The organism is Aeromonas sp. PI_26 (genome assembly GCF_027854445.1).
Classification (GTDB): Bacteria; Pseudomonadota; Gammaproteobacteria; order Enterobacterales; family Aeromonadaceae; genus Aeromonas; species Aeromonas veronii.
On the sequence record NZ_JAJNOE010000009.1, the window covers coordinates 102,842 to 128,852 of the forward strand.

At 58.5% G+C, this 26,011-nt stretch carries 28 protein-coding genes, 1 tRNA gene and 1 riboswitch; of the genes, 9 read left to right on the forward strand and 20 right to left on the reverse strand.

From position 1 onward, the window contains the following. Nucleotides 1-41: 41 nt before the first annotated feature. From LRL22_RS11650 to pspA, 4 genes are all read right to left on the reverse strand, one after another. Complete coding sequence (locus LRL22_RS11650; protein WP_270905444.1) at nt 42-1,448, reverse strand: YcjX family protein; 1,407 nt, start codon at nt 1,446-1,448, stop codon at nt 42-44. A gap of 145 nt (nt 1,449-1,593) precedes the next feature. Further along, nucleotides 1,594-1,998, reverse strand: coding sequence for an envelope stress response membrane protein PspC (gene pspC / locus LRL22_RS11655; RefSeq protein ID WP_005333670.1), 405 nt, complete (start codon nt 1,996-1,998; stop codon nt 1,594-1,596). Continuing rightward, a complete protein-coding gene (pspB, locus tag LRL22_RS11660) occupies nt 1,995-2,231 on the reverse strand; it encodes an envelope stress response membrane protein PspB (RefSeq protein ID WP_005333672.1) in 237 nt (78 codons plus the stop codon). The genes pspC and pspB overlap by 4 nt, the downstream gene beginning before the upstream one ends. A 3-nt stretch (nt 2,232-2,234) precedes the next feature. Next, entirely contained in the window at nt 2,235-2,921 is a 687-nt protein-coding gene (pspA, locus tag LRL22_RS11665; RefSeq protein ID WP_005361184.1) for a phage shock protein PspA, read from the reverse strand. Nucleotides 2,922-3,117: 196 nt separating this feature from the next. On the opposite strand from pspA, the gene pspF reads away from it, so the two are divergent. The 6 genes from pspF (at nt 3,118) to LRL22_RS11695 (ending at nt 9,559) form a co-directional block, all read left to right on the forward strand. After that, a complete protein-coding gene (gene pspF / locus LRL22_RS11670; protein WP_199427416.1) occupies nt 3,118-4,146 on the forward strand; it encodes a phage shock protein operon transcriptional activator in 1,029 nt (342 codons plus the stop codon). 108 nt (nt 4,147-4,254) lie between these two features. After that, on the forward strand, nt 4,255-5,850 hold the full coding sequence (sapA, locus tag LRL22_RS11675; protein WP_236380562.1) for an ABC transporter substrate-binding protein SapA: 1,596 nt from the start codon (nt 4,255-4,257) through the stop codon (nt 5,848-5,850). A 2-nt stretch (nt 5,851-5,852) separates the two neighbouring features. Beyond that, on the forward strand, nt 5,853-6,812 hold the full coding sequence (locus LRL22_RS11680; protein WP_021231386.1) for an ABC transporter permease: 960 nt from the start codon (nt 5,853-5,855) through the stop codon (nt 6,810-6,812). 35 nt (nt 6,813-6,847) lie between these two features. Beyond that, nucleotides 6,848-7,741 carry an ABC transporter permease subunit gene (locus LRL22_RS11685; protein ID WP_005333677.1) on the forward strand — a complete coding sequence of 298 codons (894 nt, stop codon included), beginning with the start codon at nt 6,848-6,850 and terminating at the stop codon, nt 7,739-7,741. Continuing rightward, complete coding sequence (locus LRL22_RS11690) at nt 7,741-8,739, forward strand: peptide ABC transporter ATP-binding protein (RefSeq protein WP_005333679.1); 999 nt, start codon at nt 7,741-7,743, stop codon at nt 8,737-8,739. Before LRL22_RS11685 ends, LRL22_RS11690 begins: the two co-directional genes overlap by 1 nt. Before the next feature lie 34 nt (nt 8,740-8,773). Continuing rightward, the gene (locus LRL22_RS11695) at nt 8,774-9,559 is read left to right on the forward strand and encodes a peptide ABC transporter ATP-binding protein (protein WP_005333681.1); all 786 of its coding nucleotides are present in this window, start codon (nt 8,774-8,776) and stop codon (nt 9,557-9,559) included. Nucleotides 9,560-9,664: 105 nt separating this feature from the next. Here LRL22_RS11695 and htpG read toward each other — a convergent pair whose 3' ends face one another. The 4 genes from htpG to LRL22_RS11715 all read right to left on the reverse strand — a co-directional run bounded on the left by htpG (nt 9,665) and on the right by LRL22_RS11715 (nt 13,219). Then, nucleotides 9,665-11,578 (reverse strand): molecular chaperone HtpG, encoded by a 1,914-nt coding sequence (gene htpG / locus LRL22_RS11700; protein ID WP_139433199.1) that lies wholly within the window; start codon nt 11,576-11,578, stop codon nt 9,665-9,667. Nucleotides 11,579-11,754: 176 nt separating this feature from the next. Continuing rightward, a complete protein-coding gene (gene recR / locus LRL22_RS11705; RefSeq protein ID WP_019444931.1) occupies nt 11,755-12,357 on the reverse strand; it encodes a recombination mediator RecR in 603 nt (200 codons plus the stop codon). A 184-nt stretch (nt 12,358-12,541) separates the two neighbouring features. Further along, nucleotides 12,542-12,629, reverse strand: a tRNA-Ser gene (locus tag LRL22_RS11710). 134 nt (nt 12,630-12,763) lie between these two features. Beyond that, nucleotides 12,764-13,219, reverse strand: a complete 456-nt coding sequence (locus tag LRL22_RS11715) for a YbjN domain-containing protein (RefSeq protein ID WP_005337119.1) — start codon at nt 13,217-13,219, stop codon at nt 12,764-12,766. 158 nt (nt 13,220-13,377) lie between these two features. Here LRL22_RS11715 and LRL22_RS11720 point away from each other — a divergent pair, with 158 nt between their 5' ends. Beyond that, nucleotides 13,378-14,715: a flavohemoglobin expression-modulating QEGLA motif protein gene (locus LRL22_RS11720; protein ID WP_005337120.1), complete on the forward strand. Its 1,338-nt coding sequence runs from the start codon at nt 13,378-13,380 to the stop codon at nt 14,713-14,715. Nucleotides 14,716-14,793: 78 nt separating this feature from the next. Here the strand turns inward: LRL22_RS11720 and LRL22_RS11725 are convergent, their stop codons facing one another. Further along, nucleotides 14,794-15,375, reverse strand: a complete 582-nt coding sequence (locus tag LRL22_RS11725) for a thymidine kinase (RefSeq protein ID WP_005351181.1) — start codon at nt 15,373-15,375, stop codon at nt 14,794-14,796. A 91-nt stretch (nt 15,376-15,466) separates the two neighbouring features. After that, entirely contained in the window at nt 15,467-17,047 is a 1,581-nt protein-coding gene (locus LRL22_RS11730) for a Na+/H+ antiporter NhaC family protein (protein WP_005359896.1), read from the reverse strand. An 88-nt stretch (nt 17,048-17,135) separates the two neighbouring features. Beyond that, a riboswitch (Lysine riboswitch) is annotated at nt 17,136-17,307 on the reverse strand. Between the two features lie 302 nt (nt 17,308-17,609). Between LRL22_RS11730 and LRL22_RS11735 the strand changes: the two genes are divergently transcribed. After that, nucleotides 17,610-18,014 carry an H-NS family histone-like protein gene (locus tag LRL22_RS11735; protein WP_075115902.1) on the forward strand — a complete coding sequence of 135 codons (405 nt, stop codon included), beginning with the start codon at nt 17,610-17,612 and terminating at the stop codon, nt 18,012-18,014. Nucleotides 18,015-18,085: 71 nt separating this feature from the next. Here the strand turns inward: LRL22_RS11735 and LRL22_RS11740 are convergent, their stop codons facing one another. From LRL22_RS11740 to LRL22_RS11760, 5 genes are all read right to left on the reverse strand, one after another. Beyond that, a complete protein-coding gene (locus LRL22_RS11740; RefSeq protein ID WP_270905445.1) occupies nt 18,086-18,661 on the reverse strand; it encodes a cob(I)yrinic acid a,c-diamide adenosyltransferase in 576 nt (191 codons plus the stop codon). Continuing rightward, nucleotides 18,658-18,888, reverse strand: coding sequence for a DUF3820 family protein (locus LRL22_RS11745; RefSeq protein ID WP_270905446.1), 231 nt, complete (start codon nt 18,886-18,888; stop codon nt 18,658-18,660). Before LRL22_RS11745 ends, LRL22_RS11740 begins: the two co-directional genes overlap by 4 nt. A 1-nt stretch (nt 18,889) precedes the next feature. Next, nucleotides 18,890-19,561, reverse strand: coding sequence for a 7-carboxy-7-deazaguanine synthase QueE (gene queE / locus LRL22_RS11750; protein ID WP_019444695.1), 672 nt, complete (start codon nt 19,559-19,561; stop codon nt 18,890-18,892). A 61-nt stretch (nt 19,562-19,622) separates the two neighbouring features. After that, the gene (gene queC, locus LRL22_RS11755) at nt 19,623-20,330 is read right to left on the reverse strand and encodes a 7-cyano-7-deazaguanine synthase QueC (RefSeq protein WP_005359893.1); all 708 of its coding nucleotides are present in this window, start codon (nt 20,328-20,330) and stop codon (nt 19,623-19,625) included. Between the two features lie 20 nt (nt 20,331-20,350). Next, nucleotides 20,351-20,974 carry a tRNA-uridine aminocarboxypropyltransferase gene (locus LRL22_RS11760; protein ID WP_270905447.1) on the reverse strand — a complete coding sequence of 208 codons (624 nt, stop codon included), beginning with the start codon at nt 20,972-20,974 and terminating at the stop codon, nt 20,351-20,353. On the opposite strand from LRL22_RS11760, the gene rrtA reads away from it, so the two are divergent. Next, the gene (gene rrtA / locus LRL22_RS11765) at nt 20,973-21,566 is read left to right on the forward strand and encodes a rhombosortase (protein ID WP_164537041.1); all 594 of its coding nucleotides are present in this window, start codon (nt 20,973-20,975) and stop codon (nt 21,564-21,566) included. The two genes, LRL22_RS11760 and rrtA, sit on opposite strands and share 2 nt — an antisense overlap. Here rrtA and pyrF read toward each other — a convergent pair. The 5 genes from pyrF to rpsA form a co-directional block, all read right to left on the reverse strand. Next, nucleotides 21,541-22,242 carry an orotidine-5'-phosphate decarboxylase gene (gene pyrF, locus LRL22_RS11770; RefSeq protein WP_005351164.1) on the reverse strand — a complete coding sequence of 234 codons (702 nt, stop codon included), beginning with the start codon at nt 22,240-22,242 and terminating at the stop codon, nt 21,541-21,543. The two genes, rrtA and pyrF, sit on opposite strands and share 26 nt — an antisense overlap. A gap of 18 nt (nt 22,243-22,260) precedes the next feature. Next, on the reverse strand, nt 22,261-23,427 hold the full coding sequence (gene lapB, locus LRL22_RS11775; RefSeq protein ID WP_005346478.1) for a lipopolysaccharide assembly protein LapB: 1,167 nt from the start codon (nt 23,425-23,427) through the stop codon (nt 22,261-22,263). Nucleotides 23,428-23,436: 9 nt separating this feature from the next. Continuing rightward, the gene (locus tag LRL22_RS11780) at nt 23,437-23,721 is read right to left on the reverse strand and encodes a LapA family protein (protein WP_005337143.1); all 285 of its coding nucleotides are present in this window, start codon (nt 23,719-23,721) and stop codon (nt 23,437-23,439) included. Between the two features lie 158 nt (nt 23,722-23,879). Continuing rightward, nucleotides 23,880-24,164: an integration host factor subunit beta gene (gene ihfB / locus LRL22_RS11785; RefSeq protein WP_005299934.1), complete on the reverse strand. Its 285-nt coding sequence runs from the start codon at nt 24,162-24,164 to the stop codon at nt 23,880-23,882. A gap of 92 nt (nt 24,165-24,256) precedes the next feature. Beyond that, a complete protein-coding gene (rpsA, locus tag LRL22_RS11790) occupies nt 24,257-25,927 on the reverse strand; it encodes a 30S ribosomal protein S1 (RefSeq protein ID WP_005337148.1) in 1,671 nt (556 codons plus the stop codon). Nucleotides 25,928-26,011: the final 84 nt, after the last annotated feature.

The following is a 26,011-nucleotide window of genomic DNA, read 5'->3' on the forward strand; positions in this document are numbered from 1 at the left end:
CTGTGCGCAGCCTTCGGCTCAGGTGCCAAGACCGCACACCGTTATTCGAGGTGATCCCCGAGCAGAAACTCCAGCGCCGCATCGAGCCGGATATGGGGCAGCGCCTGATGGGGGCTCATGAGCATGGGGCGAAACGCCTGAAAATCAAAGCCCTGACTGCTCCACCACTGTGCGGGGGGAATATGGGGCGGCACCTCCCCCGGGAACAGCAGCAGCGGCTCACCGCTCAGACTGGTGCCGCGAATGGCGGGGAACTCGCGGCCATTGGCCACCCCCTTGCCCACTTCGGTCGCCTTGATGGCGGCGAGCGCCAGACACTCAGTGGTGATCCCCTCGAAACGGGCCTGACCACGACCGCTGCGTACCAGATGCTGGAGCAGGGAGACCATGGGCGCATGCTGTTCGGGGGTGACGTGATCGGCCTTGCTCGCCACAAACAGCAGCTTGTCGATACGGGGCGAGAAGAGTCGCCGCCACCAGTTGCTCTTGCCGTAGGCAAAGCTCTCCATGATGCGGGCAATGGCCTGCTGCATGTCGCCAAAGCTTGCCGCCCCGGCGTTGAGGGGCTGCAGGCAATCCACCAGCACGATCTGGCGATCAAAGCCGGCAAAGTGCTGCTCATAAAAAACCTGCACCAGATGCTGTTTGTACTGCTCGAAGCGCTGCTTGAGAGTGGCGTAAAGAGTGCCATCGGCGGGCTCGCCGGCGGGCATCTCCCACACCCAGGGGACAAATTGCAGCATGGGGGCACCGGCATACTCCCCCGGCAAGACGAAACGGCCGGGTTGAATAAGGTGCAATCCCAGCTCCTGTTTGCAAGCATGCAAGTAGGCGGTGTAGCGCTCGGCTAGCTCAGCCACCGGCCGCTCTTCGAAGCGCTGATCGACCTTCCACCCGGGTGTCAGCCAGCTGGCGGCAAGTGCCTGCAGCTCTGGGCGACGAAGCTGCTCGCGCACCTGTTCGCTCCACTGCTCGTAGCTCATCTCAAGGAGCGGCAAGTCGAGCAGCCACTCCCCGGGGTAGTCCACCAGATCCACGTAGAGGGTGGAGATCTCCCCCAGATGCTTGCGCAGAGGATGACGGGTGCGATAGCGAATTTCGAGCCGCACTTCGGCCACGCCGCGGGTGGGCTCTGGCCAGGCCGGTGGATCGCCAAACAGGGAATCGAGGCCGCGCTCGTAGGCAAAGGTGGGAATGTGGGCATTGAGCTGCGGCACCCGGCGAGCGCCGAGAATGCGCCCCTGACGCAGGGCATCCCACAACGGCAAACGACCATCGATGGCCGCGTGTTCCAGCTGGTTGACCAGCGCCGTGATAAAGGCGGTCTTGCCGCTGCGAGATAGGCCGGTCACCGCCAGCCGGATATGGCGATCCCGCACCCGGTTCACCACGTCGTTCGCCTTGTGTTGCAGGCGAGTCAACTTCTGTTCCAGTTTATTGAGTATCAAGGCTTGATCCGTTCTCCCTTGGTGGTTGCATCCGGCGTGCTCAGCCGTGCGAGAGGTCGACTGCTTATCCACGTCTGGATAGTTGTCGTCGATGGTGGATCATCACAGAAGATTCCACCATCGACATTGAGTGCTTTGGCAAGCACTACAGCTTGCGAAATTCCCGCTGCAGGGTGAACTCCCTGGAGGTCACCAGCTTCTCGATCCGCTGAACTCTGGGCTCCAGCGCGTCAAGTTCCTGCGCGATACGGCCCAGCGCCTGATGAGGGGTGATCCCCGCCTGCCAGCTGCGCGCTTTCATCCGCACCTCGGCAAAGTCGGCATCCTCTTGCGAATAGAGGGTGACCGGCTTTTTGTCGAGCAAGAACCAGGCAGCGATATAGGCGGTGAAGGTAATGAAACCGGCGAAGATAAGGCCACTGATGGCGAGCAGCCGCACGATCCAGGTCTCCACCCCGAAATACTCAGCCAAACCGGCACAGATCCCGGCTATCTTGCCACGCTGGGGATCACGATAGAGGTTACGCCCTTCACGACTGACACTGCTCATACCTTGTTCCTCCAACCGGGTACTTCCGCATCCAGAATCGACTCCAGTGCTCCTACTCGCTCCTGCATCTTCTCGGTGCGAGCCAGCAGCCCTTGCAGCTGTTCCCGCTCGCTATCGGCAAGACCGGCGCCAATCCGCCCCTTGGCACGATAGTGCAGCACCAGCCAGATGGGAGCTACCACCACCATGAAGACCACCATGGGAACCATCAATACGCCCAGCAGATCTTCCATCTGTTACTCCCCCTGTTTGCCTTCGCTTTTGCTGTCGCCCTGGCCCAGCTTCTGGCGCATGGCTTCCAGCTCGCGGCTTATCTGATCATCCACTTCCAGCTCGGCAAACTGCTGCGCCAGCGCCTTGTCGGACTGCCCCAGATCGGCGCGCGCCTCCATTTCGTCGATGCGACGCTCCATCCGCTCAAACTTGCTCACCACCGCCTGGCTCTCGCCACGGGCGACCTGGCTCTGCACATTGAGACGGCTGCTGGCCGCTTCGGTGCGAATGGCCATCGCCTTTTGACGGGCGCGGGCATCTTCCAGCTTGGCTTCGAGCTGGCGGATCTCTTCACCCAGCTTCTCGATGCCGCTGTCGACCGCCTGCTGCTCACGGTAGAGGGTCTCTGACAACTCGGTCTGTTTCTTCTTCTCGATAAGGGCGGCGCGGGCCAGATCTTCACGCCCCTTGGTCAGGGCCAGCTCGGCCTTGGCTTGCCACTCGTCGACCCGCTCCTGATGGCGGGCGACCTGGCGGCCAATCTCTTTCTGGCTGGCGAGGAAGCGGGCCAGATTGGAACGCTCCTTGACCAGCTCGTCCTCCATCTCCTGGATGATCAGGCGCACCATCTTCTGGGGATCTTCTGCCTTGTCGAGCAGGGCCGTCAGGTTGGAATTGATGATGTCGGCCAGACGGGAAAAAATACTCATGATTGCACTCCTGTTATTGGCATGGCGTTGTTTCTCCATTGACAATGGCAACTTGTGTGCCAATCTGGAACAAAATTTAACTTGTTGATTTATATGGGGCAGAATAGCCGGATTGCAAGATGCCTCGCGCAAGAGATGATTAAAATCACCAACTTTTGGTAAGATTGACCAGCTTTTACAACTGACAGGGATCACTATGACCACGGCCACGGAAAGCCTGCTGGGGGAATCCAACGCATTTCTCGAGATCATTGAGCAGGCCTCACGGCTCGCCCCGCTGCGCAAACCCGTGCTGATCATCGGTGAGCGGGGGACGGGCAAGGAGCTGATCGCCCACCGCCTACATTATCTCTCGGCACGCTGGGATCAAAGCTTTGTCACCATCAACTGCGCCACCCTGAGCGAGAGCCTGCTGGAGACCGAGCTGTTCGGCCACGAAGCGGGATCGTTTACCGGCGCGGCCAAGCGCCATCAGGGCCGCTTCGAGCGGGCCGATGGCGGCACCCTCTTCCTCGACGAGCTGGCAACCACCAGCGCCAGGGTGCAGGAGAAGTTGCTGCGGGTCATCGAGTATGGCGAGTTCGAGCGGGTGGGTGGGGCCAAGCCCCTCAAGGTGGATGTGCGGCTGGTCTGCGCCACCAACGAGGATCTCCCTGCGCTGGCCGACAAGGGGCAGTTTCGCCACGATCTGCTCGATCGGCTCGCGTTTGATGTGATCACCCTCCCCCCCTTGCGGGAGCGGCGGGAAGATATCCTGATGCTGGCGGAGCACTTCGCCCACAGCATGACCCGGGAGCTGGGCTATCCACTGTTTGCCGGTTTCTCGCGCAAGGCAACCCAGCTGCTGCTGGATTACCACTGGCCGGGCAACGTACGGGAGCTGAAGAACGTGGTGGAGCGCAGTATCTATCGTCAGGGCAATCCCCAGTTGCCGCTCTCGACCCTGGTGCTCAACCCGTTTGATTCCCCCTGGCGACCACAGGTCACGCAACCTGCGCAAGAGGACCTAAGCGAGGTACAATCTGCATCCCCCCTCGCCTTGCCGCTCGATCTCAAGCAGGCGGTGGCGGAGTACGAGATTAATTTACTCAAGCAAGCGATGCAGCAATCCCAGTATAATCAGCGCAAAGCCGCTCAACTGCTGGCCTTAAGCTATCACCAGTTCCGTGGCATGCTACGCAAATATCAGCTGCTGGATGGCGATAACGATGCAGAACAAGAGTGAAGGAGTGCGGTTGATGCCGACTCCAGCAACACGCCAGCCTTCGCGCTGGCACATTTGTATCAAAACGTGCGTACAAAACCCCTATAAGAACATGGTTCAACAATGAGAATGCTCACACCCTTGCTGCTGGGTCTGCTGGTGCTGGTCACCGGCTGCCAGAAGCAACCCGAGGCCTCCAAAACCGGACTCATCTATTGTGCTGAGGGATCCCCCCTCTCCTTCAATCCCCATGTTTCCAACTCCGGGGTGACACTGGATGCCAGTGCCCGTCCGCTCTACGACCGCCTGCTGGAGGTGAACCCCAACACCCTGGCGCTGGAGCCAGCGCTCGCCACCAACTGGCATGTCAGCGAGGATGGCCTCACCTATACCCTGACCCTGCGCAAGGGGGTGACGTTTCACCATACCCCCTGGTTCAAGCCCACCCGCACTTTCAATGCCGATGACGTGGTCTTCACCTATGCCCGCCAGCTTGACGAGCAGCACCCCTATCACAATGTCTCCGGCGGCGATTACCCCTACTTCTACAGCCTGGGGCAAGACCTGCTGATCAAACGGGTGAGCAAGAAGGGGCCGCAGACGGTAGTGTTCGAGCTGAACCAGCCAAACGCCTCCTTCCTCGCCACCCTGGCCAGCGACTATGCGGTGATCCTCTCCGCCGAATACGCCGAGCAGATGTTGCAGGCAGGCACCCCGGCCCTGCTGGATAGCCGCCCCATCGGCACCGGGCCGTTCAGCTTCAAGGAGTATCGCCACAACGAGTTCATCCGCTATCTGCGCCACCCCGGCTACTGGGGCGGCGATGCCAAGATTGAACAGCTGGTCTACGACATCACCCCCAAATCCGCCAAACGGCTGGCCAAGCTGCTGACCGGCGAGTGCGACGTAATGAGCACCCCTTCCGCCAGCCAGCTCTCGGTGATCAAGCAAAATCCGGCGCTCAGTCTCTCGGTCCAGTCGGGGATGAACGTCGCCTTTTTGGCCCTCAATACCCGCAAGCCGCCGTTCAACAACGTCAAGGTGCGGCAGGCCATTGCCAGCGCCATCAATATCGACAACCTGCTTCAGGCGGTCTATTTCGATACCGGCCTGCCCGCCAACAGCCTGCTGCCGACCCTCTCATGGGGTTACAACCCGAGCCTGCCCGAGCGCAAACCCGATCTGAAACGGGCGCGCCAGCTGCTCAAGGAGGCGGGTATGGAGAAAGGGTTTGAGATGCAGGTGCTGGTGCAACCGGACGCCCGCCCCTACAACCCGGATGCGGTCAAGACCGCCCAGCTGATCCGCAGCGATCTGGCCAAGGTCGGGATCAAGCTCAAGATCGTGCAACGGGAGTGGCCGGTGATCGAAGGCCGCCTCACCAAGGGGCAGTACGACAGCCTGCTCTCCGGCTGGATTGCCGATAACGCCGATCCGGACAACTTCTTCCGCCAGCTGCTGAGCTGCTCGGCAGTGGAGCGCGGCAACAACTACAGCCGCTGGTGTAGCCCGGCCTTCGATCAGTTGCTGGATGATGCGGTCACCACGCCCCAGCTCTCGTTCCGGCTGCGTAACTACTACTATGCCCAGACCCTGCTTAACGAACAGCTGCCGCTGATCCCGCTGGCGCACGCCTTGCGCACCCAGGTCAGCCGCAGTGACATCGAGGGGCTGACGCTGATGCCCTTTGGCGGCACCTCCTTCAACCAGGCTCACAGGGAGTAAGCATGCTTCTATACACCTTGCGCCGCATCAACCTGCTGCTTATCACTCTACTGGCGCTGACCTTTGTCGCCTACCTGCTGGACTATCGGCTGATCGGCAATCAGCTCAGCTTCTGGAGCGGCTATCCCGACTTCCTGCGCCGCATTTTCGCAGGCGACCTGGGGCTCTCCAGCGTCTCCGGGCTGCCGGTGCTGGACGAGATCCGCCACTACTTCCCGGCGACCCTGATCCTCTGTCTGGCGGCGTTCGCCATCTCGCTGCTGGTGGGGATCCCTCTCGGCACCCTGGCGGCCCTGTCCCAGGGCAAGACGCTGGATCTCTCCATCATGACTGCCGGTCTTATCGGCTATGCGGTGCCGGTGTTCTGGCTGGCGCTGCTGGTGGTGATGCTCTTTTCGCTGGATCTCGGCTGGCTGCCGGCGTCGGGCCAGATCAGCCTGCTCTACGATGTGCCCCCCATTACCGGCATCGCGGTGATCGATGTGCTGCTCAGCAACGAGCCCTGGCGGCAAGCGGCGCTGCACGATGCCCTGCGCCACCTCATTCTCCCGTCACTGGTGCTGGCGGTGGTGCCCACCACCGAGGTGATCCGCCATGTGCGCAGCTCCCTCATCGACGTGATGAAGCAGAACTACATCAAGGCGGCGGCGAGCAGGGGCCTTTCCAAGGCGCAGATCGTCTGGCGCCATGGTCTGAAGAACGCCCTGCCGCCGGTACTGCCTCTGCTGGGTCTGCAACTGGGTAGCGTGCTCACCTCCGCCATGATCACCGAGGTGGTGTTCGAGTGGCACGGGATCGGCCGCTGGCTCATCAGCAGCATCGCCCTGCAGGATTACGCCGCCATTCGCGGCGCGACCCTGGTGGTCGCCAGTTTCGTGATCCTGACCAGCGTCAGCACCGAGTTGCTGACCACCCTTATCTATCCGGCACGGCGCAAAGAGTTGTATGCCAAACAAGATTGAACGCGCTCATGGCGTGACCAGGAGCCAGGTATCCTATGCAAGATAAATCGAACATCTATCCCGAGCTCAAGATCCTCTCGCCCCTTGAGCAGACGTGGGCCTCCTACAGCCGCAATCCGTTGGCGATGGCGGGGCTCTGGTGCTTTTTGCTGTTGCTGCTCATCACGCTGGTGGGGCCGCTGGTCGTCCCCTACGGCATCGATGAACAGCACACCGACAAGCTGCTGCTCGCCCCCTCCTGGGCGGCGACCGGCAACATCGACTACTTCCTCGGCACCGACGATCTGGGGCGCGACATGCTCTCCCGGCTGGTGGTGGGGGCGCGTCTCACTTTCGGCTATGCGCTGGTCGTGGTGGTGATCGCCATGGTGGTGGGCTCCGCCATCGGCATCCTCGGCGGCATGAGCAAGGGGCTCAAGTCGAGCGTACTGCACCACCTGCTCGATACCCTGCTTTCCATCCCCTCCCTGCTGATGGCCATCATCATGGTCGCCATCATGGGGCCGGGTTTTGGCAATACCCTGATAGCCATTACCCTGGCGTTGATCCCGCCCTTTATCCGGGCCACCTACAACGCGGTGCATGCCGAAATGCAGAAGGAGTACATCACCGCCAGCCGCCTCGATGGCTCGCCTCCCTTCCGGATCATGCGTCTGGCGATTTTGCCCAATATCGTCGAAACCCTGGTGGCCCAGACCACCCGCACCTTGTCGGCAGCCATTCTCGATATCTCGGCGGTCGGGTTTCTTGGTCTCGGCGCCCAGTCTCCCCAACCGGAGTGGGGCACCATGCTGGCCGATTCGAGCGACCTCATCTATCTCGCCCCCTGGACCGTCACCCTGCCCGGCATCGCCATCCTGTTCAGCGTGCTGGTGACCAATTTGGTTGGTGAAGGCATTCGCGAAGCACTCAAAGAGGGGAATGACTGATGCCGCTGCTCGACATTCGCAATCTCACCATCGAGATCGACACACCGCAAGGCAAGGTCAAGGCGGTGGACAAGGTGAGCCTGACCCTGACCGAGGGGGAGATCCGCGGTCTGGTGGGTGAATCCGGCTCCGGTAAAAGTCTGATCGCCAAGGTGATCGTCGGCATCGAGAAGGACAACTGGACGGTTCGTGCCGACCGGATGCGCTTCAACGACATGGATCTGCTGACCATGGCTCCCAAGGAGCGCCGTCGCATCATGGGTCGCGAGATCGCCATGATCTTCCAGGACCCCATCAGCTGTCTCGATCCCTCCGAGGAGATCGGCACCCAGCTGGAAGAAGCGATCCCGACCGATTCGTTCGAGGGACAATTCTGGCAGCGCTTCCAGTGGCGCAAGAAGAAAGCCATCGCCCTGCTGCACCGGGTAGGCGTCAAGGATCACCGCAAGGTGATGCGCGCCTATCCCCACGAGCTGTCGGATGGCATGTGCCAGAAGGTGATGATCGCCATGGCCATTGCCAACCAGCCGCGTCTGCTGGTAGCCGACGAGCCCACCAGCGCCATGGAGTCCACCACCCACTCCCAGATCCTGCGACTGCTGGACAAGATGAACAAGCTGGGCAATACCACCATCCTGATCATCAGTAACGATATCGCCGCCATCGCCAACCTGACCGATACCATCAACGTGATGTACTGCGGCCAGATGGTGGAGGTAGGCACCCGGGAGCAGATCCTCGAGACCCCGCATCACCCCTATACCGATGCCCTGCTCAAATCGATCCCCGACTTTGACAAGCTGGTGCGCCACAAGTCGCGCCTCGAAACCCTGCCCGGCGTCATCCCGCCACTGCAACACCTGCCCATCGGCTGCCGTCTGGGGCCGCGCTGCCCCTATGCCCAGAAGCAGTGCGTGCAAACTCCGTTGATGAACAAGATCAAGGGCCATCAGTTCAGCTGTCACTTCCCGCTGAACATGGAGGAGCCGAAAAAATGATGACCGTTAATGCCCCCATGAAGGAGCCCCGCTTGTGATCGAGCCATCCCTGTTGCAGGTCAGAGGCCTTAGCAAAACCTACCAGAACCGCACCGGTCTATTCCGTCGTCAGGCGGTGGAGGCGATCAAGCCCCTCTCGTTCGATCTCGAAGTGGGTCAGACCCTCGCCATCGTCGGCGAAGCTGGCTCCGGCAAGAGCACCCTCGCCCGCATTCTGGCCGGGATGATCGAGCCCACCAGCGGCGACATCGCCATCGACGGCCAGCTGATGGTGCATGGCGATTACCAGACACGCTGCAAACTGCTGCGGATGATTTTTCAGGATCCCAACACCTCGCTGAACCGCAAGATCCGGGTCGGCCAGATCCTGGAAACCCCGCTGCGTCTCAACACCGAGATGACCGAGGAGGAGCGCCGCGAGAAGGTGGTGCAGACCCTGCGTATGGTGGGGATGCTGCCGGATCACGCCCTGTTCTATCCGCAGATGCTCTCCTCCGGTCAGCAGCAGCGGGTGGCGCTGGCGCGGGCGCTGATCCTCAACCCCAAGATCGTGGTGGCCGATGAGGCGCTCTCCACCCTGGATATCTCGGTACGCTCCCAGATCATCAATCTGCTGCTGGAGATGCAGGAGACCATGGGACTGAGTTATGTGCTGGTAGCCAACGATTTGGGCATCGTCAGCCATATCAGCGACGAGGTGCTGGTAATGCACGAAGGTCGGGTGGTGGAGCGCGGCAAGACTCTCAAAGTGTTTGCCGATCCCCAGCATGAGGTGACTCGCCGTCTCATCCAGAACTACAACAACGAATACCGCAAATAGAGAGGCGCTGGCCGCCTCCCTTGCCGCTGTGTTTCGCCGAGCTCACTCGGCGGGATCAAAAAAGCCCACTGCATACAGTGGGCTTTCTGTTACCGGCGTTGCTGCTTAGGCTTGCAGCAACAGACGGTTGATGCGGGAGACGAAGCTCGCCGGATCGTTCAGCCCGCCCTGCTCGGCCAGCTGGGCCTGTTCATGCAGCAGGGTTACCCACTCGCCGAACAGCGCCTCGTCTTCAATGGTGTCGAGCTTCTTCACCAGCGCGTGGTCGGGGTTGAGCTCCAGAATGTACTTCTGCTCCGGTACCGGCTGGCCGGCCGCACGCATCAGCTTGATCATCTGGGTGCTCATACCGTAGGCGTCGGTGACGATGCAGGAGGGAGAGTCGGTCAGACGGTGGGTGACACGCACCTCTTTCACCGCTTCACCGAGACTCTTCTTGACCCGCTCCACCAGACCGGCGTTGGCTTTTTCAGCCTCTTCTTGCGCCTGCTTGGAGGCTTCATCTTCCAGATCGCCGAGATCCAGTTCGCCACGGGTGACGGAGATGAGCTGCTTGCCGTCGAACTCGGTCAGGTGGCTCATCAGCCACTCGTCCACGCGCTCCCACATCAGCAAGACTTCGACACCCTTCTTGCGGAAGATCTCGAGGTGCGGGCTGTTCTTGGCTGCAGCATAGGAATCAGCAGTGATGTAGTAGATCTTCTGCTGGCCTTCCTTCATGCGGCCAACGTAATCCTCAAGAGAGACGGTCTGGGCTTCGCCCTCGCCAGCGGTGCTGGCAAAGCGCAGGAGCTTGGCGATCTCTTCGCGGTTGGCGTAATCCTCGGCCGGGCCCTCTTTGAGCACGTTACCGAACTCTTTCCAGAACTTGGCGTACTTCTCGGCATCGTCTTTCGCCAGCTTGGAGAGCATGGTCAGCACGCGCTTTGAGCAAGCCTTGCGCAGGGAGGCGGTCACCTTGTTGTCCTGCAGGATTTCGCGGCTAACGTTGAGCGGCAGATCGTTGGAGTCCAGCACCCCTTTGACGAAGCGCAGGTAGGTCGGCATAAACTGCTCGGCGTCGTCCATGATGAAGACGCGCTGCACGTAGAGCTTCAGACCGTGCTTCTGCTCGCGGTTGTAGAGGTCAAACGGTGCGCGGGCCGGAACGTAGAGCAGGCTGGTGTACTCCTGCGCCCCTTCCACCCGGTTGTGACCCCACAGCAGCGGATCTTCAAAGTCGTGGGCGACGTGCTTGTAGAACTCCTGATACTCCTCGTCCTTGATATCTTTCGGGTTGCGGGTCCAGAGTGCCGTGGCGCGGTTGACCTGCTCCCACTCGCCCGGGGTGCCGACGATGGTCTCGCCATCCTCTTCCCGATCCGGGGTACCCTCTTTGAACATCTCGACCGGTACGCTGATGTGATCGGAATATTTGCCCACCACGGAGCGCAAACGCCAGTCGTCGAGGAATTCGTCCTCTTCGGCACGCAGGTGCAGGATGACGTCGGTACCGCGACCCTCTTTGGTTACGTCAGCGACGGTGAAGGAGCCTTCCCCTTCAGATTCCCACTGTACGCCCTGCTCCGGAGCAGTACCGGCGGCACGGGAGACCACGGTCACCTTGTCGGCCACGATAAAGGCGGAGTAGAAACCAACCCCGAATTGACCGATAAGTTGGGAATCCTTACCCTGATCGCCGGAGAGGTTTTTGAAGAATTCTGCGGTGCCGGACTTGGCGATGGTACCCAGGTGCTCGATCACCTGATCACGGGTCATACCGATCCCGTTATCGGAGATGGTCAGGGTACGCTTCTCTTTGTCCACCACCAGGCGCACACGCAACTGGCCGTCGTTTTCGAACAAAGAGGCATCGGAAAGCGCCTTGAAGCGCAGCTTGTCCGCCGCATCGGATGCGTTGGAGATCAGCTCGCGCAGGAATACTTCTTTGTTGGAGTAGAGGCTGTGAGCCATCAGGCTCAGCAGTTGTTTGACTTCAGTCTGAAAGCCGTGGGTTTCGGCATGAACACTTTGGGTCATGGACCAATCCTCAGAAACATCGGGTTGAACATATGCCCAACCTAGATGGGGACGGCCAATCAAATATCAAGGGGCGAGTGTGCAATCCCGCTCACTCGCCCCTTTAAATCCGCTCAAACGGCTATTTCTTACCCAGCTCGACCGCTATTAATGCGGGGAAACTGGCTGGCACCTTGCTATTTCAAGCGTTGGCGCCCCATCAGGGAGTGGGAGAGCGTTGTGCCATCCACCAGCTCCAGCTCGCCCCCTACCGGCACCCCGTGGGCTATGCGGCTCACCTCTACCCCGGCCGCACGGGCCATGTCGGCGATATACCAGGCGGTGGCATCTCCCTCGATGGTGGGGTTGGTGGCGAGGATCAGTTCGCTGATGTGCTCTTCCTTCAACCGGCGCTCGAGAATATCGAGCCCCAGCTCCTCCGGGCCGATGCCGTCCAGCGGCGACAGATGACCCATCAGCACAAAGTAGCGACCGGAGAACTGGCCGGTCTGCTCGATGGCGGCCACGTCCGCCGGGCTCTCCACCACGCAGAGCAGACCGTTCTCTTCCCGCTTGGGATTGGCGCAAATATCGCAGCGATCGTTCTCGGTAAACGTGCGGCAGTGGCTGCAGTGGCCAATCTCGGTCAGGGCGCGAGAGAGCAACTGGGCCAGCCGCAAACCACCGCTGCGCTCGCGCTCAAGCAGGGTAAAGGCCATCCGCTGGGCAGACTTGGGCCCCACCCCAGGCAATACCTGCAGGGCTTTCATCATCTCATCGAGCAGGGGACTGAACTTCATAACACTCCTTACACAGGCCTGCCCCTCGCCACCACCAGGGCCACGACGGGTCAGCAAAACAGGATAACGCCATTGGCGCAGGACTATACCCGAGCCCGCCGCCCATCGCCATCGGCTTGCCCACAGCGCCCGCAAAAAACCGGATAGCAAAAAGCCCCGATGTTTCCATCGGGGCTTTGCAATTTGGCGGTGAGGGAGGGATTCGAACCCTCGATACGTTGCCGTATACACACTTTCCAGGCGTGCTCCTTCAGCCACTCGGACACCTCACCAAATTTTGGTCTGTGGTTTAACGTGTTCAGCCAACACGGTGTTCGCTACGCTGTTGCGCTGGAACGGGGCGTAATTTAGGGGAAAGCCCCGCCCGCGTCAACGGCTTTTTTCACCTGGCGAACCGTTCGAACACTTAATGCACAGATTCCGGTGCAACCTGAATTTCCGGCAGGTTGAGGAAGCCGGAACGTTCGCATTCGGCAACCAATTCGTGGGTGGCGGCGATGGTGCTTTGCACGAACAGCAGGAACTGCTCGACGCTGAGTCCGGCCTTAGTAAAGACGGTGTGGCCGACCACCAGCCGCGGCAGGTTGTCATCGATGATATCGAGGAACACCTTGAGGGAGGGGTACTGCATATTGAGTCGGCCCAGTTCGGCAACCAGCGGCAGCATTGCGGAGGGGCGCACTTCCAGCTCGGAGGAGAACAGCAGGCCTTCCTCTTCCACGAAGATCCGGCTCTCCTGAATACCATCGACCGACTGCAAAGAGACAATGTGGATACCGTGACACTGGTCGCAGACATAGTGCTCGATACGAGCCTGTTGCAACCAACGCATTATCATTTCGGAGCTGGGGATATTCATCATTTCCACGACAAGATTGGGATCAAGGGGCGCAGTCTAAACCAATTTGCTATCAACAAAAAGCACGCCAACCCGATAACCCTGCGCCTCGCTTCTTTTTGGCAAGCGCTATGCATATACTCAGCCAAATCCACGATGACGCTTGCCCCACAGGGGGCCCCATGACTATCCAAGAAAAGTATCGCCTTCATCTGAAATCACTCTCGGATGAGCTGCTCACCCTGCAAAAACCCATCCGCATTCTGGATGCCATCAAATGGCCACGCCATCTGCAGGATCGCTTTCTGGCAAGCGGTGGCAGGGAGCTGCCCGCTATCGACAGGCACTTCTATGATGCCCTCCCCCTCGGCTTCGATCCGCGCAACAAGTATCTGGAGCTCAAGGAGCTGCGGGACAGGATCCGCAGAAAGTTGGGGCCACAGGACGATCTTGGCCGGATCCTGCAAGAGACGGTCGATCAGTACATGGTGGTGATCGAGATGCTGCGCCAGCGCGGCCAACCCGATTTTCAGCGTTACAGCCAGCTGCTTTATGGCTCTGCCAGCGATCACCTGCGCGGGGATCGCAAAACTCTCAAGGAGCTGGGCGCCCGCCTGTGCGATATCTTCTCCCTGCCCGGCGCGCGCCATCTGGTGCGCCCCTACCCCAAGGAGTTCGAAGGAGAAGCGGCAGTCGCCAAACTACAGGGCAAGCTGTCGAGCTACTTCAGCGACGGCACTGTGCAGGTGAAGCTGAGCGATGGCATCGTCTCCGACGCCGCGGCCGGGGGCGACTACATCAAGCTCAACTCCCACGCCCGTTTCTCCGAGCTGGATTTGCAGGTACTGGAGGTACACGAGGGGTGGGTCCATGTCGGCACCACCCTCAACGGTCGCCAGCAGCCCTATGCCACCTGGCTGAGCGCCGGTTCACCGCGGATCACCGCCTGTCAGGAGGGGCTGGCGGTATTGATAGAGACCCTCACCTTCAGCTCCTTTCCGGATCGGGCCAAGCGTATCTCCGATCGGGTGATGGCCATCGACATGGCCGAGCGCGGCGCCGATTTTATCGAGGTGTTTCAGCACTTCGTGCAGCAGGGCACCAGCGAGCACGACGCCTACAAGATCACCCAGCGGGTCTTTCGTGGCGGCATGGTGGGCGGCGGCGCCTGCTTTACCAAGGATCTCTCCTACGTGCGTGGCTATGTGGAGACGGTCAACTTCATCCGCAGCGCCGTACTGGAAGGGGTGCCCGAGATCCTGCCGATGCTGTTTGTCGGCAAGGTGACACTGGATGACATTCCGGTGCTCTATCAGCACTATCTGGAGGGGCTGATCGCCGCTCCCCGCTATTTGCCGCCGATGTTTCGCGATCTCACCGGCCTCTATGTCTGGTTCGGTTTTGCCTCCGGCATGTCACTGGTCGATATCGGCCGGGTACAGCACCATTTCCGCCAGCTATTTCAACGCCTGCCGGTGGCCGACCCCATCATTGCGCCGGTGGATATCGAGATCGACTGAACCGCAGAGAAGCAAGCAGGAAAATAAAAAGGGCGCCAGATTGGCGCCCTGCTCGACGATTCAAATATCGCAGCCGAATTACTTGTAAGCCCGACCTTCGAGATAGTGTTTGCGACAGAGTGACACATAGCGATCGTTGCCGCCGATCTCCACCTGTTCGCCATCACGCATCACCTGCCCCGCTTCGTTGACCCGGGAGTTCATGTGAGCCTTGTTGCCACACCAGCAGATGCTCTTCAGCTCTTCAAACTTGTCGGCCAGACAGAGCAGATGGTAGGAGCCCGGGAACAGCTCGCCGCGAAAATCGGTCTTGAGGCCATAGGCCATCACCGGAATATCCTGCTCATCGACGATGCGGGCCAGCTGGTAGACCTGCTCACGGGTCAGGAACTGGGCCTCGTCCACGATGAAAACATCGATATGTTTCTTCGCATGGCGCGCTTTCACCATTTCAAACAGATCGCAGCTGTCGCTGAACACGTCCACCTTCAGTTCAAGGCCAACCCGGGCACTGATCACCCCGACCCCGAAACGGTCATCGATGGCTGGCGTCATCGCCAGAGGATGCATACCCCGCTCCAGATAGTTGAAGTGCGCCTGAATGAGCTGGGTGGATTTGCCTGAATTCATGGTGGCAAATTTGTAGTGCAGTGAAGCCATGATACTGTTCCGAAACTGAATTTATGGGGCGCATGCTAACCAAAGCCCCTGACAAAACCAAGGGGCCCGCGGGCCCCTTGCTCTATAAATGTTACGCGGTGGCCAGCACTGGCCGCGCTTTGGCCTTTTTCAGGTGATAGCCGGTAAAGAGCACGAACCAGAGGGCACTGACACTGAAACCGGCCAGGCTGGAGTGCATCAAGCCCATCGCCAGGTAACCGATGGCCGCGCCGAAGGCGATGGCCAGTGCATAGGGCAGCTGGGTCATCACGTGATCGATGTGATGGCAACCGGCACCGGTGGCAGAGAGGATGCTGGTGCTGGAGATGGGTGAGCTGTGATCCCCGAACACCGAGCCAGCCAGTACCGCAGCCAGCATCGGCAACATCAGGCTGATGTCGCTGGCGGCGGCCATGTCACCGGCCAGCGGCAGCATGATGCCGAAGGTACCCCAGCTGGTGCCGGTGGCAAACGCCATGGCACAGGAGAGGATAAAGACCACAGCAGGCAGCACTTCGATCGGCAGGTTGCCGTTAGCCAGCGAAGCCAGGTACTTGCCGGTCTCCACATCACGCACCACGGCACCGATGGTCCAGGCGAACAGCAGGATGTTGATGGCCGGCAGCATGGCCATGACACCTTGCGGCGCGGCCTTGATCCAGTTCTTGGCTCCCAGCTTCAGGCGCATCGCCAGACCGATGGAGACCACCAGACTGCACAGGGCACCGTAGACCAGCGAAGAGCCGACGTTGGTGTTTTCGAACGAGCCGAGCACGCTGAACGGCAGCCCCTTCTCGCTCAGCACCGCAGCACCGGAATCAATCATGAAATAGATGGTGGCAGCTGTCAGGGTCAGGATCGGCAGTACCATGTCGATCATGCCGCCGTTGCTCTCTTCCGGGCTCTCCATATCCAGACCGATGGGGCGGCCCTTGGACTCATCCCACAGCTTGCCTTCCAGCGCCCACGCTTCGTGTTGACGCATCGGGCCGATGTCGAGTTGGAATGCAATCACCACCAGCACCATGATCAGGGTGAAGACGGCGTAGAGGTTCATCGGGATCATCTCGACAAATGCCGCGATGGGGCTCTGTTCAGTCAGACCGTGGGCCGCCATGATGCCGCCAACCAGGGCGATGATATAAGCCCCCCAGGAGGAGATGGGCATCAGCACGCAGACCGGCGCCGCGGTGGAGTCCAGCAGATAGGCCAATTTGGCACGGGAGATCTGGAAGCGGTCGGTCACCGGACGGCAGATAGCCCCCACCGACAGGCTGTGGAAGAAGTCATCGATAAAGAAGGCAAACACCATCATGCCAGTCAGCGCTTTGGCGCCCTTGCGGGTCTTGGCACGACGCTCGGCCCACTCGGCAAAGGCACGGGTCGCCCCGGAGACGCTCATCAGGCTGATGAGGCCACCCAGCAGCAGCATAAACAGGATCATGTTGACGTTGTCACGATTGAGCGCGCCATCGACCCAGAAGATCTTGAGCACGGTATTCAACATGTAATGCAGGGATTCGAGGGGTGAAAACTGATTGAGCAGCAAACTGCCGGTGACGATGCCCACACCAAGGGACAGAAGCACGCGGCGGGTCATGATCGCCAGCGCGACAGCCAACAGGGGGGGAAGAACGGACCAACCGGAGTCGGCGAAATGACTAATGTCCATGATCTCTTTGCACCTAAAGATTACAGGTGGAGATCTACCGAGAGGATCTAAAGAAACAAAACCTATGGGGAGGTCATACTCCTCAGCCCCTTCAGGTAGCGCTCCATAGTGGATGACTATGGCAGTCCTGCACCTATTAGATGCAGAACCAGCAGCCCGGTATGATGGCCTGGCCACTTCGGCGCTGACTCCTTTCCTTGTGCATCACAGGCATCACCCTCCGCACAAATACTCATAGGCAGCGCGCCTCTACTTAAAGGTATTCGCCGCACATTTTATCGAGATGGCGGCTTATAGCAAGTTTTTTGATTAAATAGTCATGATAAACAGATCAAGGTCGGAAAATGGTAGTCAAATGATGCAACAACGCCAGCTTTGACGCTATTTTCACCTGCTGCGGTTTCATTGGCATCCAATCACCAAGCCTATTGCTGGCCATATTAAATATCTGTATTGATGTTCCCCACGGATATAATATTTAACCCAGCTTGACTTATTTAAATCGCCAAGCAAGAATCTGCTGGAACATATTATTTTTCTCTGACTCGACGTGGTAACTCCTATGAATGAATTTTTAAAGGTACTGCTTAATATCCGCAGTCTGCGTGCGACCTGCCGCGAGCTTTCTCTGGAACAACTGGAAGAGGCACTGGAAAAACTCTCTACTATCGTTGCCGAACGTCAGCAGGATGAAGCTGCCGAGCGTCAGGCCCGTGAAGAGCATCTGCGGAAAATTAACGAATATAGCGAAATGCTGAAAGCCGCCGGTATTGACCCGGCAGAATTGGTAAGCGCTGTCGCTACCAACCCCGGCAAATCAGAAAAAGCCAAGCGGGCGCCACGTCCGGCCAAATATCGCTATCAGGATAATGGCGTAGAGAAAACCTGGACCGGCCAGGGCCGTATGCCTTCGGTCATTGCCAGCGCAGTGGCAGCAGGCAAATCACTGGAAGATTTTGCTATCTGACAGCTTTTGCGTTGCGAATAAAAAAACCTCGCCTTGGCGAGGTTTTTTTATTGCAGCTTAAACGTGAAATATCAGATAGCCGATTGCGGGCGATCTGCTGCCTTAACCCACAGCACTTCACGATCCCCTGCTACGCAGATGAGATAGCGGGCAACGGTAAAGAACCAGTCACTCATCCGGTTCAGATAGGGCAGCACCTCGGGATTGACCCGCTCTTCCCGGCTCAATGTCAGCAGCAAGCGCTCGCAATGACGCACCAGAGTACGCACCACATGTGCTTGCGCCGCGGCACGGGAACCACCGGGCAATATAAATTGGCGCAGCGGTGGCAATGGCTCACTATAACGATCTATCTGCTGTTCAAGGCGATTGGTCCAGGCGGCATTAACCTGCCAAATCGATTCATTCTGGGCGTCGCTGGAGAATGCCAACTCGCCCCCCAGATCAAACAACTCCTGTTGCAACAGCTGTAAATCGGCCAATAAGCCGACCTCTTGCGATGGGACGTCACAAATCAGCAAGCCAATATGGGAGTTGAGCTCATCGATATAACCGTAGGTCTCGACCCGCAAATGATCCTTAGGCAATGGGATACCATCGGCCAGCCGGGTCATGCCCTTGTCGCCCTGCCTCGTATATATTCTCATACCGATATCCTGTTAATAATGGGAATAATCATGGACTCGAGCCCATTGAGTTTGATTTCGTAAGCCAGCGCCAGCGTCTGGCCCAATTTACCCGCCGGAAAACCGCTGCGCGCCATCCACACCAGATAGGGCTCGGGAATATCGATGATACGCCGCCCCTTATATTTACCGTAAGGCATCTTGTTGGTCAGGGTCAGCAGTACCTGTTCGTCGGATAGCCAATCCATATTAATCGATATCCAGATATTTATGAGTCTGGATTGAGAGTCGCCAGTTACGCGCAATACAGGTATCCATCGCCAATTGGGTGGCCCTTGGCTTCTGGCTGATCGGCTGCAAGGCAATGACCACATCAGGGCGCAGGGTAGCAGTAGCGAGCAGCGTATCCAGCTCTTCAATATGGTGCTCGGTGGCCACCGGATGCTTGATCTCGTTGGCCCGCTCCAGCGCCGAGACCAGCACAGGCAGCCCCCCTTTCATGCCAATTTTGGGGGAGACGGTCACCCAGGTCTGCTCATGGGTCTTGATCTCGCTGGTGCCACTGGTTTCAATCTGCACCTGATAACCCGCCGCCAGCAGGGCTGACGAGAGTTCGTGCAGATCGTAGAGGCAGGGCTCGCCACCGGTGATCACCACATGGCGCGCCTGATAACCCAGGTCGGTAAAGCTCTTGATAATCTGCGCGGTGCTAAGTTGGCTCCAACAATCGGATTCGTTGGAGCGATCCAGCACCGCCGCCTTGCCCACTTCACGAGCCGGATCAACAACCCAAGTATGACGGGTATCGCACCAGGGGCAGCCCACCGGGCACCCCTGCAGGCGAACAAAGATGGCGGGCAGGCCGGTAAAGATGCCCTCCCCCTGGATGGTCTGGAAAATCTCGTTGATTGGGTAGTGCATCTCGATCACGGCTTGTTGCAAAAGTCGCGGATTATACCCCAAGCCACGGCAAGACGCAGGCTCACTCTGCGCTTTTCTCGCCCAGCCCGGTTTTCTCAAACAGTCTGGCCATGATGCCAGCCTTGTCGGCCAGATAGTTGTTCAGACCGCGACTGCGCAGTTCACACGCAGGACACGTGCCGCAGCCGTCACCGGCAATGCCGTTGTAGCAGGTCAGGGTCTGCTGGCGCACCGTGTCGAGGTGACCATAGTGATCCGCCAGAGCCCAGGTCTCGGCCTTGTCGAGCCACATCAAGGGAGTTTCAAAACGGATGCCGCGATCCAACCCCAGCGACACCGCCTGATTGAGGGCCTTGACGAACTCGTCACGGCAATCGGGATAGCCGGAGAAGTCGGTCTCGCAGACACCGGTGATCACCGCTTCGGCGCCCACCTGATAGGCATAGATGGAAGCCAGGGTCAGGAACAGGATATTGCGGCCCGGCACGAAGGTGTTGGGCAGCCCGTTATCCTGCAGCTCGCAGCTGACTGGAATGTCGTCACGGGTCAGGGCAGAGACCGCCAGCTCATTGAGCAGCGTCACATCCATCACCTTGTGGGCGGCAATCCCCAGTGCACTGCCCAGACGGCGCGCGGTGTCGATCTCTTCCCGATGGCGCTGGCCATAGTCAAAGGTGATGGCGTGCACTTCATCATACCGGGCCAATGCCTGCACCAGACAAGTAGTGCTGTCCTGACCGCCACTGAAAACCACGACTGCTTTTTTCATCTTGATAACTCCTTGAATTGTCACGCGCGGCGGCCTTCGGCAAAGTCCTGCCACTGGGTATTCAACCGATTGAACAGGGTCAGCAAGGGCACATAGCGCTCCGGCCTCCCCTCCCACCGGGACAAGAGGTGATAGCCCGCCTCTATGGTAGAGAGGGCATCGGGAAAGGGTTTCTTTCGAATGGCATATTGACCGGCAATGGCACCAATGCCGATACGGGGCAAGCGGGCCAGTGCCGGGTTGCTCTGCAACATGCGATAGGCTTTGCGCCAGGTGCCGTCAAGCAAGATAAAGGCGACGGATGCGGAGCTAGAGGATTCACTCTCCCGCTGTTGGCGAAGATCGGTCAGCGAAATGGCATCCTCATCCGGCCAGAGTAGATAGCAGCGACGAGAAGGATCTGCAAGCAACCCATTGAGCCACTCATCGCGGGAAAAGTCCTCCCCCACATGGATCTCGCACTGTTGCAAAGAGGCCGCCAGCAGCGCCGCAGTCCCCTTGGGATGTGCCACCTCGTTGGGGTGCTGCAAGATGTAGAGGGGTGTGTGATTGTCAACCGGCACAATATAATCGCACAGGCAGGCTTTGAGGGCTCGGGTGCAACGTGTACAGTATCGACTGTTCTTGTCGTTGGACTGTTTCATGTTGTCAGACAAATCTGGATTGCTCTGGGTTATCACGCTCTCTCTCACCAGCTTGCTACTCTTCTTTACCGTTCCCAATCTTCAGCTCTCATTCGATCGGCCCTTGATCGCCGGGGGCGAAGGGTGGCGGATCATAACAGGCAATCTGGCTCATACCAATCTGTGGCACCTGCTGCTCAATCTGGGCGGCCTCGCCATCCTCTATAGCCTGTTTCGCGACTATCTGGGTGGAGCTCGCCTGCCGCTGCTGATGTTGCTGCTCTGGTTGGCAGTGGGCTTGGGGATCTGGTGGTGGTGCCCGCAGACCCAATGGTACATGGGGCTATCCGGCTCGCTGCATGGCCTGTTTGTCTGGGGGGCAATGCAGGATATCCGCCACGGACGCCGCACGTCGGGCTGGCTGCTGTTGGCAGGGATGGGGCTCAAGCTGGCAATGGACTTCTACAACGCAGGAGAGAGCCCGATATCCACCCTGATCAATGCCAAGGTACACATCGGCTCTCATCTTATCGGGGCCGGTGCAGGCCTGTTACTCGGCCTGCACCGCGTATCACTGAGTGAGCCTGTTACGCACCAGCCAGCTCGGCATTGATGCTGGCCAGCATGGCGGCCGGATCGGCAGCCTGCGTAATGGGGCGACCGATAACCAGATAATCGGACCCCGCCTCGACCGCCGCTTTCGGTGTCATCACCCGGCGCTGATCCCCGGCCGCTGAACCGGTCGGGCGAATACCCGGGGTCACCAGCTTGAACTCATCACCCAGCAAGGCTTTAAGCTCATGGGCCTCGTTGGCAGAACAGACCACCCCATCCAAGCCGGATGCCTTGGTCAAGGTAGCCAGCCGGATCACCTGCTCGGCAGGGCTCACATCCAGACCAAGAGGGATCATGTCGGACTGCTCCATGCTGGTCAGCACGGTCACGCCGATAAGCAGGGGGGCCTTGTCGCCATAAGGCAGTAGCGCCTCTTTGGCGGCACGCATCATCCGCTCGCCACCACTGGCATGCACGTTGACCATCCAGACACCGAGCTCGGCACTGGCTGCCACCGCTTTGGCAACAGTATTGGGAATATCGTGAAACTTCAGATCCAGAAAGACATCGAATCCCTTGGCCACCAGCTGGCGTACAAACTGCGGGCCAAACAGGGTAAACATCTCCTTGCCTACCTTGAGACGGCACTGGGCCGGAGAGATACGTTCAACGAACGCTAAGGCATCTGCCTCGTGCTGATAATCCAGCGCTACCAGTACTTTGGGATCTTGCATCTCACATCCTATTGCTTGTTATTCACCGTCCAAACCGCGGATCGGCTTGATGGAACCCCACTGGCGACAAGACGGGCACTGCCAGAACAGCGAGTGAGTGGCAAAGCCGCACTGCCGACACTTGTGGGTTGACTTGATTTTTATCTGCTCGCCGACCAGCTGTTGCAGCAGTTCGAGGCTCTCCTTGGCAGGCCCCTCTTCCGCACTGGCCAGCTGAAAACCCACCAGCTGGTAAAAACCTTTCATCGACGGATGACGACGCAGCTGACGCAACACCAGCGAACGGGCCTGGCTCAGGCCATCACGCTCTTCAACCAGCTTGGCAAGGGCCAGGGTCACGCTGACACCGGCGTGATCTTCCACAGCCTTCTCAAGCAGCGGGATCAACGCAGGCGTGCGCCCCAACTGCTGATAGCACTCGAGCAATTTGGGCATTGCCTCGGAGGCAAAGTCGATATCCTGCTCGAACACCCGCAGCAGCTCCTTGCTGGCCTGCTCATACTCCCCTTCCGCCATGGCGAGCTCAGCGAGGCGCAAACTGGCCCGGGCACATGCCGGATTGATACTGAGCGCCCGTTTGAGCTTGGCCAGCCCTTCCCCTTTATTGCCCTCACGCAGTGCGATCTCGGCTTGTTCGCAATAGAAATGGGAAATGGGGTCGGCCAGCTTCTTGCCCTGGAATTTTTGCAGACGCACCGCCACATCGATGGCCTTGTCCCAATCCCGCAACTGCTGATGGATGATCAACAGCTGTGCCAGCGCCGTCTCTTCATAGTCGCTGTCGTCACACAGCTCATTCCAGAGCGCTTCCGCTCGGTCCAGCAGACCAGCAGCCAAAAAGTCGCGAGCCAGCTCCTGCAGAGCAAGCTGGCGCTGCTCCCGGGTCAGCTGGCGGGTTACCAGGTTCTGGTGGATCTTGATGGCACGATCGACTTCCCCACGCTGGCGGAACAGGTTGCCGAGGGAGAGGTGTGTTTCAATGGTTTCACTGTCCACCTCAAGCAGCTGGATAAAGAGATCCACCGCCTTGTCGGATTCATCGGACAGCAAATAGTTGAGGCCCGCCACATACTGGCGGGAAAACTGGTTACTCTGTTTCTGGGTGTCCTGGCGAACACTCCTGCGACCCATGTACCAACCATAACCAGCGGCGATGGGCAACAGCAGGAAAAGCAGTTCAAGCATTGAGGAACATTATTCCTTACCCGGTGACCGGGCCAGCTCCAACTCGCGGGATTGACGACGCATGGTGCGGTTGAGGGTGCGGTTTTGCATTTTCAGGCGCAGGAACAGCAGGCCGAATACCAGCCAGCCCAGCAAAAAGCCGCCAGCAAAGAAGAAGCCCAACAGCATGGCAAGTGAAAACTCACCCTGAGCGATCAAGTAATTGAACTGAACCAGCTGGCCATTTTGTGAGCCCAGCGCCAGGGTCAGAACAAACACCAGCACCAGCGGAATGAGGGCCAAAATACGCTTCATAAGAGCTCCCTGTCAGTATCTAATGAGAGGCTGATTATCCTTAAAATCGCAGGCAGACTCTAGAGTGAATGGGAAAAGAGTTTAAGAAACAAGACGATTGGCACAGGAATCGGTGCCAAAAAGAAAAAAGGCATACCCGAGGTATGCCTATTTCTGCATCATTCAATGATGTTGACGCGCTCGCGCAACTCTTTGCCAGGTTTGAAGTGCGGGACATATTTCCCGGTCAGTTCAACCTTGTCCCCAGTCTTGGGGTTGCGGCCCACACGGGGCGCACGATAGTGCAGTGAAAAACTGCCAAATCCGCGGATTTCAATCCGGTCGCCGTTTTGCAAGGTCGACGCCATCTGCTCAAGGATCTCCTTGATGGCGGCTTCGACATCCTTGGCCGGCATATGCATGCGGCTGGCTGCCAGTTGTTCGATGAGATCTGATTTGGTCATAACGTTAAATCTCCTTCCCCGATCACATGCAATATTCATTTTGCCAGGATAAAAAAGGGCGGCGCAATGCCGCCCTTTTCTTGCATCAAGGATTACTCACCCTTGGCGGCTTTGAACGCTTCCATCATAGCATTGCTGAACACAACTTCTTCTTGCTGGTTCAGGTTATCGATAGCAACACGCTCATCAGCCTCGTCCTTAGCACGGACAGACAGGCTTACGGTGCGGTTCTTACGATCAACGCCCATGAATTTAGCTTCAACTTCGTCACCAACAGACAGCACCAGAGTGGCGTCTTCTACGCGGTCACGAGCAGCGTCGGAGGCACGCAGGTAGCCTTCTACGCCATCAGCCAGTTCGATAACGGCACCTTTGGCATCAACCTCGGTAACCTTACCCTTCACGATAGCACCTTTCTTGTTGTCAGCCAGGTACTTGTTGAACGGGTCTTCTTCGATCTGCTTGACCCCCAGGGAGATGCGCTCACGCTCCGGATCCACTTGCAGAACAACGGCTTCGATCTCGTCGCCTTTCTTGAATTCACGCACGGCTTCTTCGCCCTGGTTGTTCCAGGAGATGTCAGACAGGTGAACCAGACCGTCGATGCCGCCATCCAGACCGATGAAGATACCGAAGTCAGTGATGGACTTGATCTTGCCGGAAACACGGTCGCCTTTGGCGTGAGTTTCGGCAAACAGCTGCCACGGGTTGGATTTGCACTGCTTCAGACCCAGGGAGATACGACGACGCTCTTCGTCGATGTCCAGAACCATCACGTCAACCACGTCGCCAACGTTAACAACTTTGGACGGGTGGATGTTCTTGTTGGTCCAATCCATCTCGGATACGTGTACCAGGCCTTCAACGCCTTCTTCGATTTCAACGAAGCAGCCGTAGTCGGTCAGGTTGGTCACGCGGCCAGACAGACGGGTGGTCTCCGGGTAACGCTTGGCGATAGCAACCCAGGGATCTTCGCCCAGCTGCTTCAGACCCAGGGATACACGGGTACGCTCGCGGTCGAACTTCAGAACCTTGACAGCGATCTCGTCGCCAACGTTGACGATTTCGGAAGGATGCTTAACGCGCTTCCACGCCATGTCGGTGATGTGCAGCAGGCCGTCAACACCGCCCAGATCTACGAATGCACCGTAGTCGGTCAGGTTCTTGACGATACCCTTAACTTCTTGACCTTCTTGCAGGTTAGCCAGCAGGCTTTCGCGCTCGGAGGTGTTCTCGGTCTCGATCACGGCACGACGGGAAACAACAACGTTGTTGCGCTTCTGGTCCAGCTTGATGACTTTGAACTCGAGTTCTTTGTTTTCCAGGTGAGCGGTGTCACGGATCGGACGCACGTCAACCAGAGAACCCGGCAGGAAGGCACGGATGCCGTTCAGTTCAACGGTGAAACCACCCTTGACCTTGCCGTTGATGATACCGATAACGGTAGCTTGCTCTTCGTAAGCCTTCTCAAGCTGCAGCCAGGCTTCGTGGCGCTTGGCTTTTTCGCGGGACAGCTTGGTTTCGCCGAAACCATCTTCGATAGAGTCCAGAGCCACGTCAACGGTGTCGCCGACGTTGATTTCCAGCTCGCCCATGGCGTTCTTGAATTCTTCAGCCGGGATAGCGGACTCGGATTTCAGACCGGCGTCAACCAGTACGAAACCGTTCTCGATAGCAACGACAGTACCCTTGACGATGGAACCTTGACGGGTTTCAACGGCGTTCAGGGACTCTTCAAAGAGTTGAGCAAAAGATTCGATCATTGTTTATGTCACAAATGAAACATCCACTTGCAATCCGGCACAAGCGGGGCTGTTTTAAATAATCTGCGCCATCCTTGGTGCAGA